The sequence below is a fragment of the Lujinxingia vulgaris genome (assembly GCF_007997005.1).
GTDB lineage: Bacteria > Myxococcota_A > Bradymonadia > Bradymonadales > Bradymonadaceae > Lujinxingia.
Genome location: NZ_VOSL01000059.1, coordinates 91,480 through 107,883, shown reverse-complemented (window position 1 = coordinate 107,883; position 16,404 = coordinate 91,480). Strand labels below are relative to the sequence as shown.

General features: G+C 64.9%; 9 protein-coding genes. 4 read left to right on the top strand and 5 right to left on the bottom strand.

The genetic code is table 11. The annotated features are described in order from the left end of the window. Positions 1 to 359 precede the first annotated feature (359 nt). The 3 genes from FRC96_RS15220 to FRC96_RS15210 all read left to right on the top strand — a co-directional run bounded on the left by FRC96_RS15220 (position 360) and on the right by FRC96_RS15210 (position 9,229). Positions 360 to 1,049, top strand: coding sequence for a hypothetical protein (locus tag FRC96_RS15220; protein ID WP_146975653.1), 690 nt, complete (start codon positions 360 to 362; stop codon positions 1,047 to 1,049). 453 nt (positions 1,050 to 1,502) lie between these two features. Beyond that, positions 1,503 to 2,159 carry a hypothetical protein gene (locus FRC96_RS15215; RefSeq protein ID WP_146975651.1) on the top strand — a complete coding sequence of 219 codons (657 nt, stop codon included), beginning with the start codon at positions 1,503 to 1,505 and terminating at the stop codon, positions 2,157 to 2,159. A 155-nt stretch (positions 2,160 to 2,314) separates the two neighbouring features. Then, on the top strand, positions 2,315 to 9,229 hold the full coding sequence (locus tag FRC96_RS15210; protein WP_230470302.1) for a LamG domain-containing protein: 6,915 nt from the start codon (positions 2,315 to 2,317) through the stop codon (positions 9,227 to 9,229). 378 nt (positions 9,230 to 9,607) lie between these two features. Here FRC96_RS15210 and FRC96_RS15200 read toward each other — a convergent pair whose 3' ends face one another. Further along, positions 9,608 to 11,611, bottom strand: coding sequence for a heavy metal translocating P-type ATPase (locus FRC96_RS15200; RefSeq protein WP_230470301.1), 2,004 nt, complete (start codon positions 11,609 to 11,611; stop codon positions 9,608 to 9,610). A 382-nt stretch (positions 11,612 to 11,993) separates the two neighbouring features. Here FRC96_RS15200 and FRC96_RS15195 point away from each other — a divergent pair, with 382 nt between their 5' ends. Then, entirely contained in the window at positions 11,994 to 12,410 is a 417-nt protein-coding gene (locus tag FRC96_RS15195) for a DUF302 domain-containing protein (RefSeq protein WP_146975646.1), read from the top strand. Between the two features lie 98 nt (positions 12,411 to 12,508). On the opposite strand, the gene FRC96_RS15190 is transcribed toward FRC96_RS15195, so the two are convergent. The 4 genes from FRC96_RS15190 to FRC96_RS15175 form a co-directional block, all read right to left on the bottom strand. Beyond that, positions 12,509 to 12,688, bottom strand: coding sequence for a hypothetical protein (locus FRC96_RS15190; RefSeq protein WP_146975645.1), 180 nt, complete (start codon positions 12,686 to 12,688; stop codon positions 12,509 to 12,511). 61 nt (positions 12,689 to 12,749) lie between these two features. After that, positions 12,750 to 13,382: a hypothetical protein gene (locus tag FRC96_RS15185; RefSeq protein ID WP_146975643.1), complete on the bottom strand. Its 633-nt coding sequence runs from the start codon at positions 13,380 to 13,382 to the stop codon at positions 12,750 to 12,752. A gap of 87 nt (positions 13,383 to 13,469) precedes the next feature. Continuing rightward, positions 13,470 to 14,435: a copper resistance protein B gene (locus tag FRC96_RS15180; protein ID WP_146975641.1), complete on the bottom strand. Its 966-nt coding sequence runs from the start codon at positions 14,433 to 14,435 to the stop codon at positions 13,470 to 13,472. Further along, entirely contained in the window at positions 14,422 to 16,317 is a 1,896-nt protein-coding gene (locus FRC96_RS15175; protein WP_146975639.1) for a copper resistance system multicopper oxidase, read from the bottom strand. The genes FRC96_RS15180 and FRC96_RS15175 overlap by 14 nt, the downstream gene beginning before the upstream one ends. Positions 16,318 to 16,404 lie beyond the last annotated feature (87 nt).

Here is a 16,404-nt window from a genome sequence, read left to right as displayed (position 1 = left end):
CCACAACCGTTTGCGGGACCATCCACCGGAGCTTGCGTTGAGGCTTAAGCTTTATCCGCGACGCGCCAGTGTGCAAGAGCGCATTTCGATTCACGAGGGTTCGTTCCGGTGTCCCGCGTTGACACCGAAGCGTTTCGGAGCGTCAGGGGCGGACGCTGACACGCGGCGTCAGCCTCGTTATGAGATGGTGAGCGAGGTCTTTTTGATGTTTAAGTGTTTGATTTTCATGGCTTTTGTTGATTTTTGGGGGCGTTTGTTCGGGGGTGGAGCACTCTGTGCAATGAGCGGAACGTGAGCGGCGCGAAAGGCGCGGCGCTTTCACCGAAACCAGATGTCCTACACAACCCACGGAGCAGATGATGTCGGAGACGATGAACGTAGAAGGAACCGTGATCGAAAACCTCAGCCGGGATGAGAAGGACCGCGTCTTTGCGCATCTACAATCGCTGGGATACCTCAAAACCCCCGCCGATCGCGGTGCGATGATCGTGATGGGCTCGCCGCTGCGTTACGCATATGACGCCGAGGCAAAGACCCTGGAGGTAGCGCTTCTGATGCCCTCGAAGATCATCACCGCCCCGAAGATCGCCGCGTTGATCGAGCGCGAAGGACGCCGGCCTCAAAGTCTTCTTAAGGATGATGTTGATGAGCTGGCGCCGGCCGACAACCACGTGGAGGTCACCCTTCACAACACGTCTGGAAAGACCCTGATCAACTCCGAGGAGAGCGTCAGCGTCGGTGTGTTGCGCGTCATCGAAGATCGCATCGAGTCCGGGCAGGAGAAACTGGCCTTTGAAGCGCGCAGCGCCAAATGGAGCGTGGCCGGAGCGAAGGGCAGCGTCAGCTACCAGATCGACGGGCAGACCACGCTCACCATCAACTACTTTTTGGATGGTCCGCCCTTTCACCAGTGCAGCGCGACGATTAAGGGAGCGAATGCCACGCGCTACAAGGCCACGGTCACCGGCACCGAGACCCGTTGCGTGTGCGAGAGCGACCGCGGTCCCTGGCTGGAGATGACCCCGACGGTGAAGCTCGAAAAAGCCTGAGCGCGCTCTTAGCGTACTACGCTGTGAGCAGACACAGCGTCAACGATAGCTCACGGCGTAATAAGCCGCGATCATGGAAACGCTCGCCCCCCCACGGGGCGTGCGTTTTTTTTTGTGCGCAGCATGGCCATTCAGACGACTGCTCACGGCGTCATACTCCTGGATATCTACGATGAATCCGCCCCGAAATGAAGGTGTTGATGCGTGACTCTCCCTCGATATCGAGTGTCATGAGATGACACGCAACCGGAGGGTATACATCGTGATGGTCCTGCGTTGAGTAAAAGGCCAGGCGCTTTATCATGCTGATATTGCGGGGCTTTTAGGGTTTGTCTGGGGTGTGTTTTTTATGTTTTTGCTGCGCTGGAACACCTGTTGCTCAGGGGAGGGGGTGAGGTCGGCATGGTGCCGCCTCACTGCGTAATCCCCCCACAGTACGATCAGGAGTTTAAGATGTCTGAAAAAGCAACCTTTGATGGCGTGACCCCCGAAGAGATGAGCTATGTGACCGAGCACTTCAAAGGTCACGGCCTTGTGGAAGGCGACACCACCTCCGGCGTCGCCACGGTGCACGGGGTCCCGATGGATTACAGCTACGACAAGGCCAGCCAGCTGCTCACCGTGGCGATTCGGGAGCCCTCCGAGCGCATGTCGGTGGCCAAGATTCAGGACCTGGTCGGTCGCCTTCGCCAGGCCCACAACAAGACAAACTTCGATGAGCTCGGACCGGGCTACAACCATGTCGATGTGACCATGGAGAACAACTCCGGCAAGACGCTGATCTTTGCCGGGGATGATGTCGAAGACGGCGTGATCGACATCAAGGTCCAGGAGCTTCCCACCGGCAAGAGCGAATACATCTTCCAGGCCAAGAGCTCGACGGCCTCGGTGATCGGGTGCCGGGGTGATGTCACCTACCAGATCGATCCTCAGACCACGGTGACCATGTCCTACCACCTCAACGGGAAGGCGATTCACAGCTTCACGGTGGGAATCAAGGGGCAGAACGCCGCGAAGTACCGGGTGTCGGCGCGTGACACCGACGCCGGCTACGACTGCGGCGGCGCCTACACCTACATGCGCCCGACCGTGGTCGTGAACAAGGCCTGATGGTGCCCGACCCCTTCGCGCCGGGCCCGCTCCACGGGGGGGAGGGGGGCCGGCGCGAGCTCGCACCAGGGGCGCACAGCGCCCGCTTACGCCCGCTCTCACACACCCGCTCTCTCACACCCGTTGCGATACGCGCTGACCCGATGAGGACTGCCATGATTGAGACACCCGGAGTTGGACCTTCTTCAAACGCCTGGGGCGTCACCCTGACCGAGCCGGTCATTGTGAACCTGCAGAACAAACTCGTGGCCTTTGCCCGCGAGAAAGACGCCGCCTGCGACACGATCTACTTTCAGGTGCTCGACCCGGGGGAGGCCGCGGAGAACGACGAGGTGCCGCAGTGGAACGGCTGGTACCGCTACGGGTTCTCACGGCGGGCCAGCGAGGTGATTCACGGGCAGCGTCAGCCCAACGCCGCGCTCCGAGAGATCCGCCTGGCGGGCATGGACCTGCTCACCCTGGCGTCCGAGAGCGTGGAGGCCTCACCGGCCGACGCCACCTTTCAGGTGGTCGTGATCGACCGCTACATCCTGATCTTTCGCCCCTCCACCTCGGGCACCCTCTATGTGGATCAGCTCATGCTCTCGGCCACCAAAGTCGAGGGCGTCGACCATAAAGAGGAGAGCCGCTACGCGCTCAGCCCGGCCTGGGAGGTGCGCTTTCAGCGCAGCGGGGTGCGCGATGTGCCCGCCGGCGACACCGACACCCGCGGGGCGCTTGACCCGGCCGGCGCGCCATTTCTGACACCGACCCTGGAGCTCATCGGGGTGCAGGGAGCCGAGCACGGCCATTTTGCAGTGGCGCGCGTGCCCACCGAAGACGACGAGCTCTTTAGCTGGTACGTGGCCGTGACCGGCGCCGAAGGCGTGCAGCTCTTCTTCTTTGAGGAGAGCGACGGGCTCGATGTGGACCTGGGCCAGAAGCCCTTCGTCCTGCCGCTGCTGCAACCCGCCCTGGCGGGCACTGACGTGACGCTGAGCCCTCAACAGCTCTCGCCAACGCTGGCCTTCTGGGCGGAGCAGGAGCCGGTGGTCGGCGATGAAGGGTCGCCGGTGGAGGTGCAGCGTGCCGGGCGTCTGATGCTGGCGTTTGCAGCCAGCGCCCCGGGGCTTGATCCCTGCATGGTCGTCTACGACTTCGGGCTCACCACCGAGGGGCGCATCGCCGCACTCGCGGCTGACGATCAGCAGGTGGTGCTGATCGACGGCAGCTACGACGCCGCCTCCCACACCTTCACCCCCGACAACGATTCGCCGGCCTTTCCCACTCCCGAAGCGCTCCCCTCGACCGTGAGCGTGGTCGACGGCCTGATGGTCAGCAAGGTGGCGCTCGGGCAGGTGAAAGCTCAGCGCGATCCCCTGCTCTGGGTGGGCGAAGACGGGCTCTTGCACCTCTACCACGCCGGGCCCAACCCCGATCCGCAGCAGGTGCTCGACACCTGGGGGGCGCTCAACCCCGATCTTCCCCAGGCGATGGTCGCGCAGTTCGACACGCGCACCAGCCGCACGCTCATCGCCCTGGACTGGGATCACCCCACCGCCACCGAGCAGCCGGCCGGCGCGGTGTATATGGTCTCGCGCATCAGCGGCCCTCTGATGGAGGGCGCGCAGATCAGCGTTGAAGATGTGGCCGGTCACCCCGACCTCTGCGATCTTCGCATCACCTATCCCACGGAGCTGGGCTGGTCGAACGAGCGCTGGCAGGGGGTTCCGCGCGAGGTCAGCGCGTTCCGCGCCGCGCTTAACGGTCGCGCCACCGATGACGCCGCCGACCCGGCGGCCCTCTCCGGGGCGCGGGTCTTTTATGACTACAACGGCGACCAGCCGCTGGTGCGCGTGCCGCTCCTTCGCCTCAACGGGATGGGGTGGGGCGGGGAGGTCAACGACCCCCGGCTCAACCCGGTGGCGAGCTTTGTGTCCACGCGCTCGGAGCTCGCGCTGCAGACGATCACCGTGGAGGAGCAGGGCGACTCCCTGCAGCGTCGCCGCGCCACCCTGCACCTTGGCAGTCAATCCGCACCCATCACACTCGTCTGGCCCGACCTCCCCGAGCACGCCGGCGCCTACCAGGACATCTTCTCCGGGGCGGCCGACAGCGGCGTCTACGACTACGCGCCGGGCGCGGGCACGACCGCCATCTTTGCCCTGGAGACCGACGCCAGCGCGCTGCCCGCGAGCGTGCTCTTTGTCCCCGGGCCCGAGGCCGGCGATCTCTCCGAGATGACCATCGCCGTGGCCCGCGCTCAGGCCGGCTCCGAGCGCCTCGACGTGACCTTCACCCTGGGCGAGACCGTCACCCGGGTGGAAGGGCTGCCCGCCGAGGTGCACGCCTTTGTGGAAGCGCTGGGGCAAAACGCCGACTTCGCCGCGCTCAAGCTCGTGATCAACAGCCAGAGCACCGGCGGTCGGGTGCGCCCGACCTCGGCGCCGCGCCCGCGCCTGGACCTTCGGGGCTGCGCGGCCCTCTTCGATCTGCTGATGCCCGAGCTCAACGCCGCCAGCGTCACCCTGCAGACCGGTGACCACGCGGCCGTCTCCCAGGGTCACATCTTCGAGGGGGATTTCGCGCTGACCGAGATGATCGGGTTCTACGCCGATGGTCCCACCCCCGATGACGGCGCTCCGGCCTTTGTGAAGAACACGGCCGCCGCCCTCAAGCGCCACACCACCCGCGGGATGCTCGGGCTGGCGGAGGCCTCCGACCCGGCCCACGGCGGGCGCTGGCTGCGTAAGACGCCCAACATCGCGCTGGCCTTTGAGTCAGCCGACGCCATGAGCGTCCCGGTCCACACCGGCCAGGACCCGCTGCCCCGCGCCGCCGCGCTCGCCCCGCAGCACGCCTGGACTCTGGAGGGCTGGATCAAGCCCGAAGGCAGCGCCATGCGCCGGCTGGTCACCTTCCATCAAGACCTCGATCTGCCCGCCGGTGCCCCCGAGGCCGACTACCGCGTCAACCTCGCCGGGGCCGACGTGCTCAACTTCGCGTCGTACGACAAGCAGCCCGACACTCAGGACTCCTCGTTCTTTATGTCGGGCACCAGCGAGAACGCTGACTTTACGCCGACCAGCGACTTCACCTGGGAGTTCTGGGTCAAGCCCGACGCTCAGCCCGCGCCGGCCGGCAGCGGCAGCCATCCGCCCCTGGGCGGTGTGGTGCAGATCCAGCACCCGAACGTCGGCGAGCTCCTGGCCATTGGCCTGGATGCCGGGCGCCACCTTGTGGTGCGCTCGCAGAACTCAGACTTCGAGCTCAACCCCGATGTGCGCACCCCCACCCCCCTGCCGATGGGTAGCGACGGGGCCGACTCCTGGAACCACGTGGCGGTCGTCGGGCGCCGAAACCCCACCTCCGGCACGTGGCGGCTGACGCTGGTGGTCGACGGCATCCTGATGGTCGAGTCCCCCGAGCTGGAGTTCATGGAGACGACGGGCTCCTACATGATCCTGGGGCGCAACGACGACCAGGGCGCCAGTGTGTTCGGTGAGCTTTTTGATGTGCGCTACTGGGGCCGTGCGCGCAGCATCAGCGAGATTCGCGCCGAGTGGTTCCGAAGCCTCACCGGCAACGAGGCCGACCTGCTGGGCGCCTGGCCCCTGGCCGCCCTGGAGACCGGTGGCGCGCACGGCAGCAGCGAGTATGTGCGCAATATCGCTCGGAAAACCGGCGACTTCTGGGACTGTGAGTTGACCGAGTCGTCGGAGCAGGCGGTCGATATGGTCCCCGACAACGCCAAGCTCTCGTTGATCGCCGGCGTGGCCGGTCTGCCGGCGCAGGAGGCCCCGGGTGTGGTCATCAGCGGGCGTTGGAACCATGTCGCGCTCACCCTGCAGAAGGGCGGGGCGCTTGAGCTCAACCCGCCGGCGCGCTTTGACCTGGAGCGCTACGACTGGGCCGAGTGCACCGACGTGGAGTTTGAGCCCGGCCTGGCCTTCGCCATCGACACCTGGGTGGTGATGCCCGAGGCGATCACCGAGAACGCCACGATCCTCTCGCAGTGGGCCTCCGAGCTAAGCCCACAGGATCAGTCCTACAAACTGGAGGTCGACACCGAGGGCAACCTCGTCTTCACCGTGGTCGTCACTCAGACCATGAGTGGCGAGCGCCACAAGGTCAGCATCACCAGCGCGGGCGTGAACATGCTTGATGGCAAGACCCATCACATCGCCGCGCGCTACCGCAGCGTCGACGCCTCCCAGGACGATGACCTCAAGGGCGTTGCCGAGCTGGAGCTCTATGTCGATGGCGTCAACGGCGGCAGCGCGCCGATTCAAGTTGGGCGCAACACCAAAACGCTCGACGACGTGACCAGCGTGCCGGTGCAGGGCTCGACCCGCTCGGTGACCCTGGGGCGGGCGTATGTGCCGCCCACCGATCGCGACTTCACCGAGGGGCAGAACTTCTTCCGCGGCACGGTCGGCCGGCTGCGCTTCTGGAGCGCCTGGGAGGACACCCGCCAGATCTTCTCCGAGCAGTACCCCCGCGACAACATGCCAACGCGACCCCGCGCGCTCACCGCCGAGTGGAACTTCCACGAGCAGGAGGGGCGCGTGGCCGCCGACACCATCAGCGGCAGCGACTTCACGCTGAACACCTCCGCACCCTGGGCGGCGATGCGGGCGACCAGCGAGGTGAAGTTCGTGGTCAACGGTTCCAACGTCGGCCTGCTGCTCAAACCCGACGCCTCGCCAGCGAACACCGAGACGCCGCAGTTCGCGCTGGGACGCCCGGTGGATCAGTCCGAGCAGGGCTTTAAGGGCGCGTTTGGCCGCCTCTCCCTCTGGAGTCGGGTGATGACCCCCACCGAGCTCGCTTCGCGGCGCTTCTCCCCGCTTGTGGGCGACGAGGACGGCCTCCTCGCCGGCTGGGATTTTGCGCAGCGCCAGGGCCTGGACATCACCGGTGGCGGCAACAACGCCGACCCCATCCCCGGGGCCGCGCGCTTCTCCGAGAAGGCGGTGCCCATCTCCAACGAGGGCGGCGCCATCCGCAACGTCTATGGCGAAACGGTGACCTTCTACCACCGCTCGGCCACCGGACGCTTCGGCGTGGGCGCCTACGCGATGAGCGAGCAGACCGAGACCGGTCCGCGCTCGGCGCTTCACCGCTCGTTGTTGCTCGACGCCAACAGCGCCCCCCTTGAGCCCCTCTACCTGGGCGAGCTGCAGCTGACCTACATCGGCCAGGTGCAGACCGACCCGACGCTGATTGGCTACATCGAGGGCGCCCCGCCCGTGCCCTCCGAGAACCTCACCCGCCCCTACTACCTCTCGCCGGGCGGTGGTCCCTTCATGAAGTACCTGGACACCACCAAAGTCACGCTCTCACGGGCCGAGGCGGAGTCGATGAGCTTTGAGTCCTCGATTCAAACCGCGTTCTCGGGGAATGTGAGTGGTGCTTTTGGTCCCTACTGGTCCTTCGAGATCTCCAAAGTCACGCCTTTTATGATGGTCAATGATGGCATTAACGGTGAGCACTCATTGATGTTTAAGGCCGACGTGGCGATTAACTGGGGCGATGATAAGGGGCAATCGCTCGGAGCGCAGTGGTCGCTGACCAGCGAAGATACCCAGGGGGTGACCGGCGACTGGGAGCCCTTTGAGCCCAACCCCGAGAACTACCTCAACCCCGAGGTGGGCCGCAGGTTCGAGGTCAGCAACGTGGGCTACGCGCTGGTGGAGTCGCTCACCGCGGACATGTACGCGATGACCTACCGACCCACCGGGGCGGCCGTGGGCACGGTGGTGCTGCCGAACCCGGCGATTCCGCCGGATCAGAACATCCTGATCTTCCCGATCCGCGACGGCTACACCCACGCCGGCTCGCTCGACGGGCGCATCGGGCTTGTAGACGACCCCCGTCGCGGCGGCGACCCGCCCGGGCGCGCCAGCTACTTCAAACCGGTGCAGGCCTACGCGCTCGCCAGCCGCATCGAAGAGCGCGCCCAGCAGGCCCGTGCGAAGATGCAAGAGTTTGACGCCATCGACCGCGGCCACGGGTTCAATGCCGACCTTTCTCCGATTGAGAGTGAATTGCCCGTCGATTTTGATGGTGAGACCAGTGATGTACGCTCTCTTGCTCTCCCGGCTCAGGGCATCGTTAACCGCTACGTCTGGTCGGCCGACGGCGGCTTCCACGCCGAGTCGCAGTCCTACAGTGCGACGTCTACCCGGACCTACTCCGGCTTCAATTCCATAAGTGCCAGCGGTGGCGTCTCGGTAGCCTTACAGGCGCCTTCGGTGAAGGGCGGGTTCGATCTGATGTTTGGCGTCAGCCACAGAGTCAGCGTCAACAGCGCGCACACCCTCTCGCAGGGCATGAGCCTTAACGTCTCGGTCGATGGCGAGGGCTACCTGCGAGCCTGGGACCCGGGCGGCACGCCCGACTACGGGAGCTCCCCGGGCGCCTACCGCGAGGGCACCGCGCCGGGCAAAGTGCATATGTACCGCTTCATGTCCTACTACCTGCCCCCGGAGCGCAAAAACGCCACCGATTTCCAGTCGATCGTCGACAGCGAGTGGCTGCAGCTCTCCAACGATCCCACCGCCCGGGCGATGCGTGAGATCAACCTCAACAACCCGGTCTGGCGCGTGCTCCACCGCGTCACCTACGTCCACCGTGAGCCGCCGAAGACCGCCTCTCGCCCCGTCACCTCGGCGGTCGACACCGCCCGGCTGCCCCATAACCTGGAGGGCAACGAGGATCTGCTGATGCTGATCCAGGATCAGCTCGGCCAAAACGACGCCCCCACCCCCATCGATGTGGGTCAGGCGGTCGGCGCGGTCATCAACCCGCCGCGTGTCGAGGGCAGCTACCCGACCTCGGTGCTCGAAGGCATCGTTCCCTGGTGGCGCTCCTTCCTCGACCAGGCTCGCCCCGATGCCGATGGAAAAATCCCCAACAAAGCGGCCGCCCGCCAGCTCGATACGCTGATGCGCCGGGTGGTCGACTACTGCCTCAACGGCTACGCCAGCGGGGCGTTGCCGCTGCCGCCGCAGGCCCCGGAGCTTAATGAGGCGCTACCCAAGTCTCGCACCCCGGAGGCGGTGCGGGAGGTGGAGGGCGCGATGTGATGTGAGGTAGAGGCGCAGCGCGCGTTCGGGGGGGCGCGTGTTGTGGTTAGGTGGTTGTGTGGTTGGGTGGTTGTGGGACGCCGGGGTTTGCGATGAGGGTCGATTCGAGTGCACCCCCGGCGGCTCACGCCTTTCGAGTACGAGAGCGAGATCGAGATCGAGATCGTGTTCGAGATCGAGATCGAGATCGAGATCGAGTTAGAGATCGAGCCCGAGCTACCTGTCCGAGCCCTAGCCCAGGCACGAGCCGCCCCCAACGCGCAACATCTCCCTCGAAAGCCGGAAGGCTCCGCCTGTCACGCGAAAAGTTTGCGCAACATGCCGGAGCGTTCCGCCCTCCGAGCCCAGAATTTGCCTCGGATGCCGGAACGATCCGCCTCACCCCTCCAAATCCACTCGCCGCAACAACTGGGCGTTGAGCGCCACGATGATTGTGCTCGCGGACATCAGCACCGCGCCGACCGCCGGCGACAACACGATTCCCCACGCGTAGGCCGCGCCGGCCGCCAGGGGCAGGGCCACGATGTTGTAGCCGGCGGCCCACCACAGGTTCTGCAGCATTTTGCGACGCGTAGCGGCTGACAGGGCGACGATCCTGGGGATGTCCCGCGGATCGGAGCGCACCAGCACGATGTGGCCGGCCTCGACGGCCACGTCGGTGCCCGCGCCGATCGCCACGCCCACGTCGGCGGTGGCGAGCGCCGGGGCGTCGTTCACCCCGTCGCCGACCATCGCCACGGTCGCGCCCTGGGCCTGGAGCTCCTTGACCTTGTCGGCCTTATCTTCGGGCAAAACCTCGGCAAAGACCCGGTCGATGCCCAGCTCCCGGGCTACCGCGTCGGCCACCGCCCGGGAGTCGCCGGTGAGCATGGCGACCTCGATGCCGCGCGCGTGCAGCGCCTTAATCGCCTCAAAACTCGCGTCGCGGATGGCGTCGGCGACGGCAAAGAGCGCCACCGCCGTACCCCCTTCGATCAGATAGATGGCCGTCCGGGCGTTCTCCCCGGCCTCCTCAGCGGCTCTACGCAGCGCGTCGGAAACCTCGACCTCCTCAACCATCGCGGGCCCTCCCATGCGGTACTCCTGGCCATTCACGGTGGCGACGACACCTTTGCCGGTGATGTTCTGAAAGTCGCGGGCCTCGGGGTATGCCAGGTCCCGATCGCGCGCCGTCTCCACGATACCACGCGCGATCGGGTGCTCCGACTCCGCCTCCACGCTCGCCGCGATGCGCAGCGCCTGCGCGTCGCTCCACCCCTCGGTGACGTGCGTCGAGACGACACGAAACTCGCCAAGGGTGAGCGTGCCGGTCTTATCGAAAATCACCGCGTTCAGGTTGCGGGCTTCCTCAAGGCCCCGGCGGTCGCGCACAAGCAGCCCCGAAGATGCGCCCATCGACGTGGAGATCGCCACCACCAGGGGTACGGCCAGCCCCAGGGCGTGGGGGCAGGCGATGACCAGCACGGTGACCACGCGCACGACGGTAAAGTTGATCGACGCGCCCACAAGCCACCACACCGTCAGGGTGATCAGCGCCGCGCCGATCGCCACCGCCGTGAGCCAGCGCGCGGCGCGGTCAGCGAGCACCTGGGAGCGGGATTTGGAGTCCTGCGCCTCGGCCACAAGGCGCATGATGCCCGAGAGACGGGTGTCGTCGCCGGTCTGCGCGACCTCCACGCGCAGGGAGCCCTCGCCATTGACGGTGCCCGCGATCACCTCATCGCCCTTGCGCTTGCTCACCGGCTCAGACTCCCCGGTGATCATCGCCTCATTCACACTGCTCTCGCCATCGGTGATCGTCCCATCGACCGGCACCCGCTCGCCAGGCCGCACCAGCACCCGATCGCCTGGCGAGAGCTGGTCGACGCGCACCTCCTTGCGCTCCCCGTCAACGAGGCGCGTGGCCGTATCCGGCAGGAGTTTTGCGAGCTCTTTGAGCGCGCCCTTCGCGCTGGCGATGGAGCGCATCTCGATCCAGTGGCCGAGCAGCATGATCGTCACCAGGGTGGCGAGCTCCCACCAGAGTGGCGAGGCGTCAAACCCCAGCTCCACCGCCACGCTGAAGACAAAGGCCACCGTGATCGCCAGCGAGATCAAGGTCATCATGCCCGGAAGCTTTGATTTCAGTTCCCCCCAGGCGCTCTTTAAGAAGACCATGCCGCCGTAGAAAAAGATCACCGTACCCAGCACGGGCTCGATCCACGACGATCCCGGAAAGCTCGGCGCCTCATAGCCCAGAAGATGCTGGATATGCTGTGACCAGAAGACGACCGGTAGCGTGAGGAGCAGGCTTAGCCAGAACTTGTCGCGGAACATCGAGACGCTGTGGCCGGCGTGTTTGTCGTGGCCTTCGTGATCGTGGTGGGCGTGGTTGTGGGGCATGGGGGGCTCGTGGGGTCTGGGAGGTGTGTTCGGTGCTCTGGGGGGTTCGCTTTGTGGTTGGGTGGTCAGGTGGTTGGGTGGTTGTGGGGCTCTGAGGGGCGCGGTGTGGGGCGATTCGTGAGTGCGTTGGGTGGGACGCGTTTTGTGGTTGGGTGGTCAGGTGGTTGGGTGGTTATGGGGCTCTGAGGGGCGCGGTGTGGGGCGATTCGTGAGTGCGGTGGGTGGGGCGCGCTTTGTTGTTAGGTGGTCGCTAAGCCGAGCGCCCCAGGACGACGCTGGCTGCGCTCGGGTTGTTGGGTCCGCGTGGGGTGTGCGGCTCGGGTGTTGGTGCTTAGGGTTGGCCCCGATTCGATTCCTTTCCTCACTGACGACGGAGGTCACCATGAGCAGCTTTGGAAACCCGGGCTACGGCATCACCGCGACCCTTAAGGGCGTGAGCTACAGCGACGCGATTGAGCGCACGGAGAAGGCGCTTAAGGACGAAGGCTTTGGCGTACTGACGCGCATCGATATCAAAGACACGCTGCGCAAGAAGCTCGACGTCGAACACAAAAACTACGTGATTCTGGGGGCTTGCAACCCGCCGCTTGCCCACCAGGCGTTGCAGGCCGAGGCGCCGATCGGGCTTTTGCTACCCTGCAACATGGTGGTCACCGAGGACGATGAGGGTAACGCCATCGTCTCGGCGCTCGACCCGGTTAAGATGTTTTCGCTCATCGATCGCGACGATGTGCAGCCGATTGCCCACGACGTTAAAGCTCGGATGGAGCGGGTGATCGCGGCGCTCGGCAACGCCTGAACTTTTTGCAAAATATATTGGCGCACCCAGGGGGCGCGTTTTCGTGAAAAGCGTGAGCCTCTTCGGCTCACACATTTTTTTGGAAATCGGCCAGGAGGTCAGGCTCCGCGGGCATCCGGACCCTCGAGAGGCTCATCGGCCTCGTTCGACTCGGCGTTCGTCGACCTGCTTCGGATGACGATGACGATCGCGGCGATGATCACCAGACCCATCACGACGATCGCAAACCCATCGGTCCACGTTCCGGTCCACATATGCCAGTTCGAGTTGTTCATCATAACGATACTCCTTACGTCTTTCGGCGGTGTGAATCTCCAGCTGCGGCCCTGCGCTTGAGCATCATGTCTTCTGCGCGTCGCCCATCATCGGCATCATCGGGCATTGACCCTCCTGCTCCATCATCCGGGCGTGGCTCTGCATCATCTGGTAGAGCGCGTCGACCTGGGAGGCGTCGGCGGGGGTGAAGGTCAGGCGCATGCCGCCCTCAATGGGTTCTGTCGCCAGGGTGACGTCGGCCATCATCTCCATCATCTGGCGACGCATCTCGTGATGCTCTTCGCTCATCTGCTCGTGTTGCATCTGGCCGCCCTGGCCATGATGGCCGTGGCCCTGCGGCATCTGGCCGCCCTCGCCATGCATCGTCGCGTGACGCTCGGGCATGCGCGCTACGCGCGATCGAAGTTCCTCGACGTCACCGGTGGTGGTGAAGTCCATGGCCACGGCGTTATCGAGCCGGACGATCTCGCGCGTGGTGCCCTCGACCTGCATCGGGCACATCTCGGCCATCTTCTGGCCCATCGCATCGTGTTGTCCTGCCGTAGCGTCCGATCTCTCAGACTCCTGAGCGCCGGTCTGGGCCTGCTCGGCCTGCGCGCTCGTCTCGTCGCTGCGGGGTTCGCCAGAGGTGCTGCACGCGCTCAGGCCCAGGAGAAGGAGAATGGCGTATGTGACGGAAAGAAAACGCATTTTCATAAAACATGCCTCGTAGGAAGTGAGTCTCCAGTTAGCTGTCGAATAAGCCTGCTTTTTCGATGCCAATAACCAACGTCATGTGCCCGCTCAATAGAGCGCGAAGCGCACACCGGCCAGAATGAAAAACCGGCTGGCGCCTTCGCCGGAAGCCTCGGCAAAATCCGCCGTCGCCCCCACGAGCCCCTGGTAGCGAAAGCCGAGATAGGGCGAGACCTCGCGCAGAATCTCATAGCGAAGTCGCACATCGATGAGGGCGTCGGAGAGCCCGATGCCGATGCCGCGCTCCGGGATATCCTGGGCCGCAAAGCTAAGCTCCACGCGGGGCTGCAGCACAACGCGCTGGGTGATGCGCAGGTCGTATTCGGCCTCCAGAGCCGCGAGCAGGTTGAGGTTTTCGGTCAGGTAGAGCGAGGCGTCGACTTCAAACATGCCCGGCGCCAGGCCCTGCAGGGCCAGGGCGCCGGACCAGATGTCCTCGTAAGCATTCTCGGCCCACGCGTTGGCGTATTGGGCGCCGATCTGGACGGTCCAGAATGGCGAGATCAGCCGACCGTAGAGCACATCGAGCTCCGATTCGCCCTCAAAGCCCTCATCCCCCTGCCAGCTCGTTTCGCCCTCACCTTTGAGCCAGAGGCGGTTGTAATCGCCGCCGACGTAGCCCGAGATTTCGGTGCCGATCTGGTCCGGGGCGTCTCCGAGGTCGTAGCGGTATTCGAGCTGGTCAAAGAGCAGAAAGGCGCGGATCGCATCGTCGTGCATCGCGTCGGGGAAGTCCTCCGGCGGCGGCTGCTCGGCGCTCTCCAGCACCTCGTCGAGGGTCATGCCTTCGGGGAGCGCGGGTTCTTCGCCCTGGTAGCTCTCGACATCATCGGGATCCTCTTCGGCCTCTTCGGCCGGAGATTCTGGCGACTCTTCGGGCTCGGGGGCGTCGTCGCGCTCCTCCTCCATCTCGTGGTGCTCGTGGCCTTCCTGGCTCCAGGCCGGCGAGTCGGTGAGGAGCAGCAGAGAGAGGGCAAGTCCCAGGGCCCGGGCGTAGCGTTTAACGGTCGGCATAAATGGGCTCCCCTTTGAGGTCGCGCACCACGGCGACGGTGCGGAACATGCCGGCCTTCATGTGGTAGAGAAGGTGGCAATGAAAGGCCCACTGACCGGGTGCATCGACGCTGATGTCGACGGTCAAAAGCTCCGCCGGCTGCACGTTGACGGTGTGTTTGCGTGGGTTTTTTCCATAGGCATGGCCCGCGTAGAGGTCCATCCACATGCCGTGCAGATGCATGGGGTGATTCATCATCGTGTCGTTGATGAAGTTGATGCGCAGGCGCTCGCCATACTTAAAGCGTAACATCTCGGATTCAGACCACTTTTTGCCGTTAAATCCCCAGATGTAGTTATGCATGTTGCCGGTGAGATGCAGGTTGATCTCCCGGGTCGGGGGTCGGCGATCCGGAGGCGTTTCCAGGATGCGAAGCTGGCCGTAGGTGAGCACGCGGCGATCGTCGTCGCCCAGGCCTACGCCAGGATCGTCGAGCTGGCGGTAGGCGTTCATGGCCATGGTGATGCTGCCCGCGCCGTGCTCGTCGGGGCCGTGCGGCACGCTCATCGGCAGGTCGCTGACGGGGAGCGGGTGGCGATGGGCCAATGGCGAGACCTGATGTTCGTCGTGCGCCGGATAGCGAATCTCGGCATTCTCATCGCCATCTTGAACTCCGCCGTGCGCGCCATGGTCCTCGCCATGGTCCTCGCCATGGTCCATGCCCTCCATATCGCCATGCATCATGCCCATGTCGGCCATGGTGAGGTAGGGGCGAGCGCGGCGGTCGGGAATCGCGGCGGACATGCCCTGTTTCGGAGCGAGGGTGCCGCGGGCGTAGCCGCTGCGATCCATGCTCTCAGCAAAGATCGTGTAGGCCTGGTCGTCAGGGAGCGTCACGATGACGTCGTAGGTCTCCGCCACCGCGATGCGCAGCTCGTCGACCTCCACCGGCTCCACGTTCTGCCCGTCGGCCTGCACCACGGTCATGGCCAGGCCTGGGATGCGCACGTCGTAGTAGGTCATGGCCGACGCGTTGGTGAACCTCAAGCGCACCTTTTCGCCGGGCTGGGCGATGAACGTGGGGTTCTCGCCGGCCGTGCGCCCGTTCATCAGATAGCTGTACGTCGCACCGGTGACATCCGCGATATCCGTCGAATCCATGCGCATCCGGTTCCACCGAAGCCGGCTGGCGATAACCTCACCTAACCCTTGATCCGTGGCGTCGGCTTGCTCCCGCAGGTTCGCGAGCGTGGGCCGCTGAAAGTTATAATACCCCTCAAAACTCTTGAGCTTTTTGTAGACCGTGGTCGGGTCTTCGAAGGTCCAGTCTGAGAGCACGATGGTGTGCTCCACGTCGTAGTCGACGGGATCTTCGTCCCGCGGCTCGACGATGAGCTGCCCGTAATGCCCCATCTGTTCCTGAAGCCCGCTGTGGCTGTGGTACCAGTAGGTGCCGTTCTGGCGCAGACGAAAGCGGTAGGTAAACGTTTCGCCCGGCGCGATGCCCGCAAAGCTGATGCCCGGCACACCGTCCATATCAAAGGGCAGGAGGATGCCGTGCCAGTGAATCGAGGTCGCCTCCCGCATGCGGTTATGCACGCGGATCACGGCTTCTTCGCCCTCCGTCATACGGATCGTCGGGCCGGGCACCGAGCCATTGATCGTAATCGCGCGCCCCGGAAGTCCGTCGATGCGCAGGGTTTTTCGCTCGATGTACAGGTCGATGCCGCCGGGCGCGGTGGCGTCGAGCTCACCGAAGTCGCCGGCGGGCTCAAGGTCCCCTTCGCTCGCCAGGAGTTTTGGCGAGAGCGTGAGGCCGGCCAGCGCGGTGGCGCCGGTGAGCAGAAAGCGGCGGCGAGTCAGGCCTGAGCCGGGGTTGTGTGGTGCGTCGTCGTCCTTCATGGGGTGGGTCTCCTCATGTGTTTTGTGGCGACCTACGTCTTCCTCATGTGTTTTGTGGCGACCTACGTCTTCGGGTGAGCGTTGGGA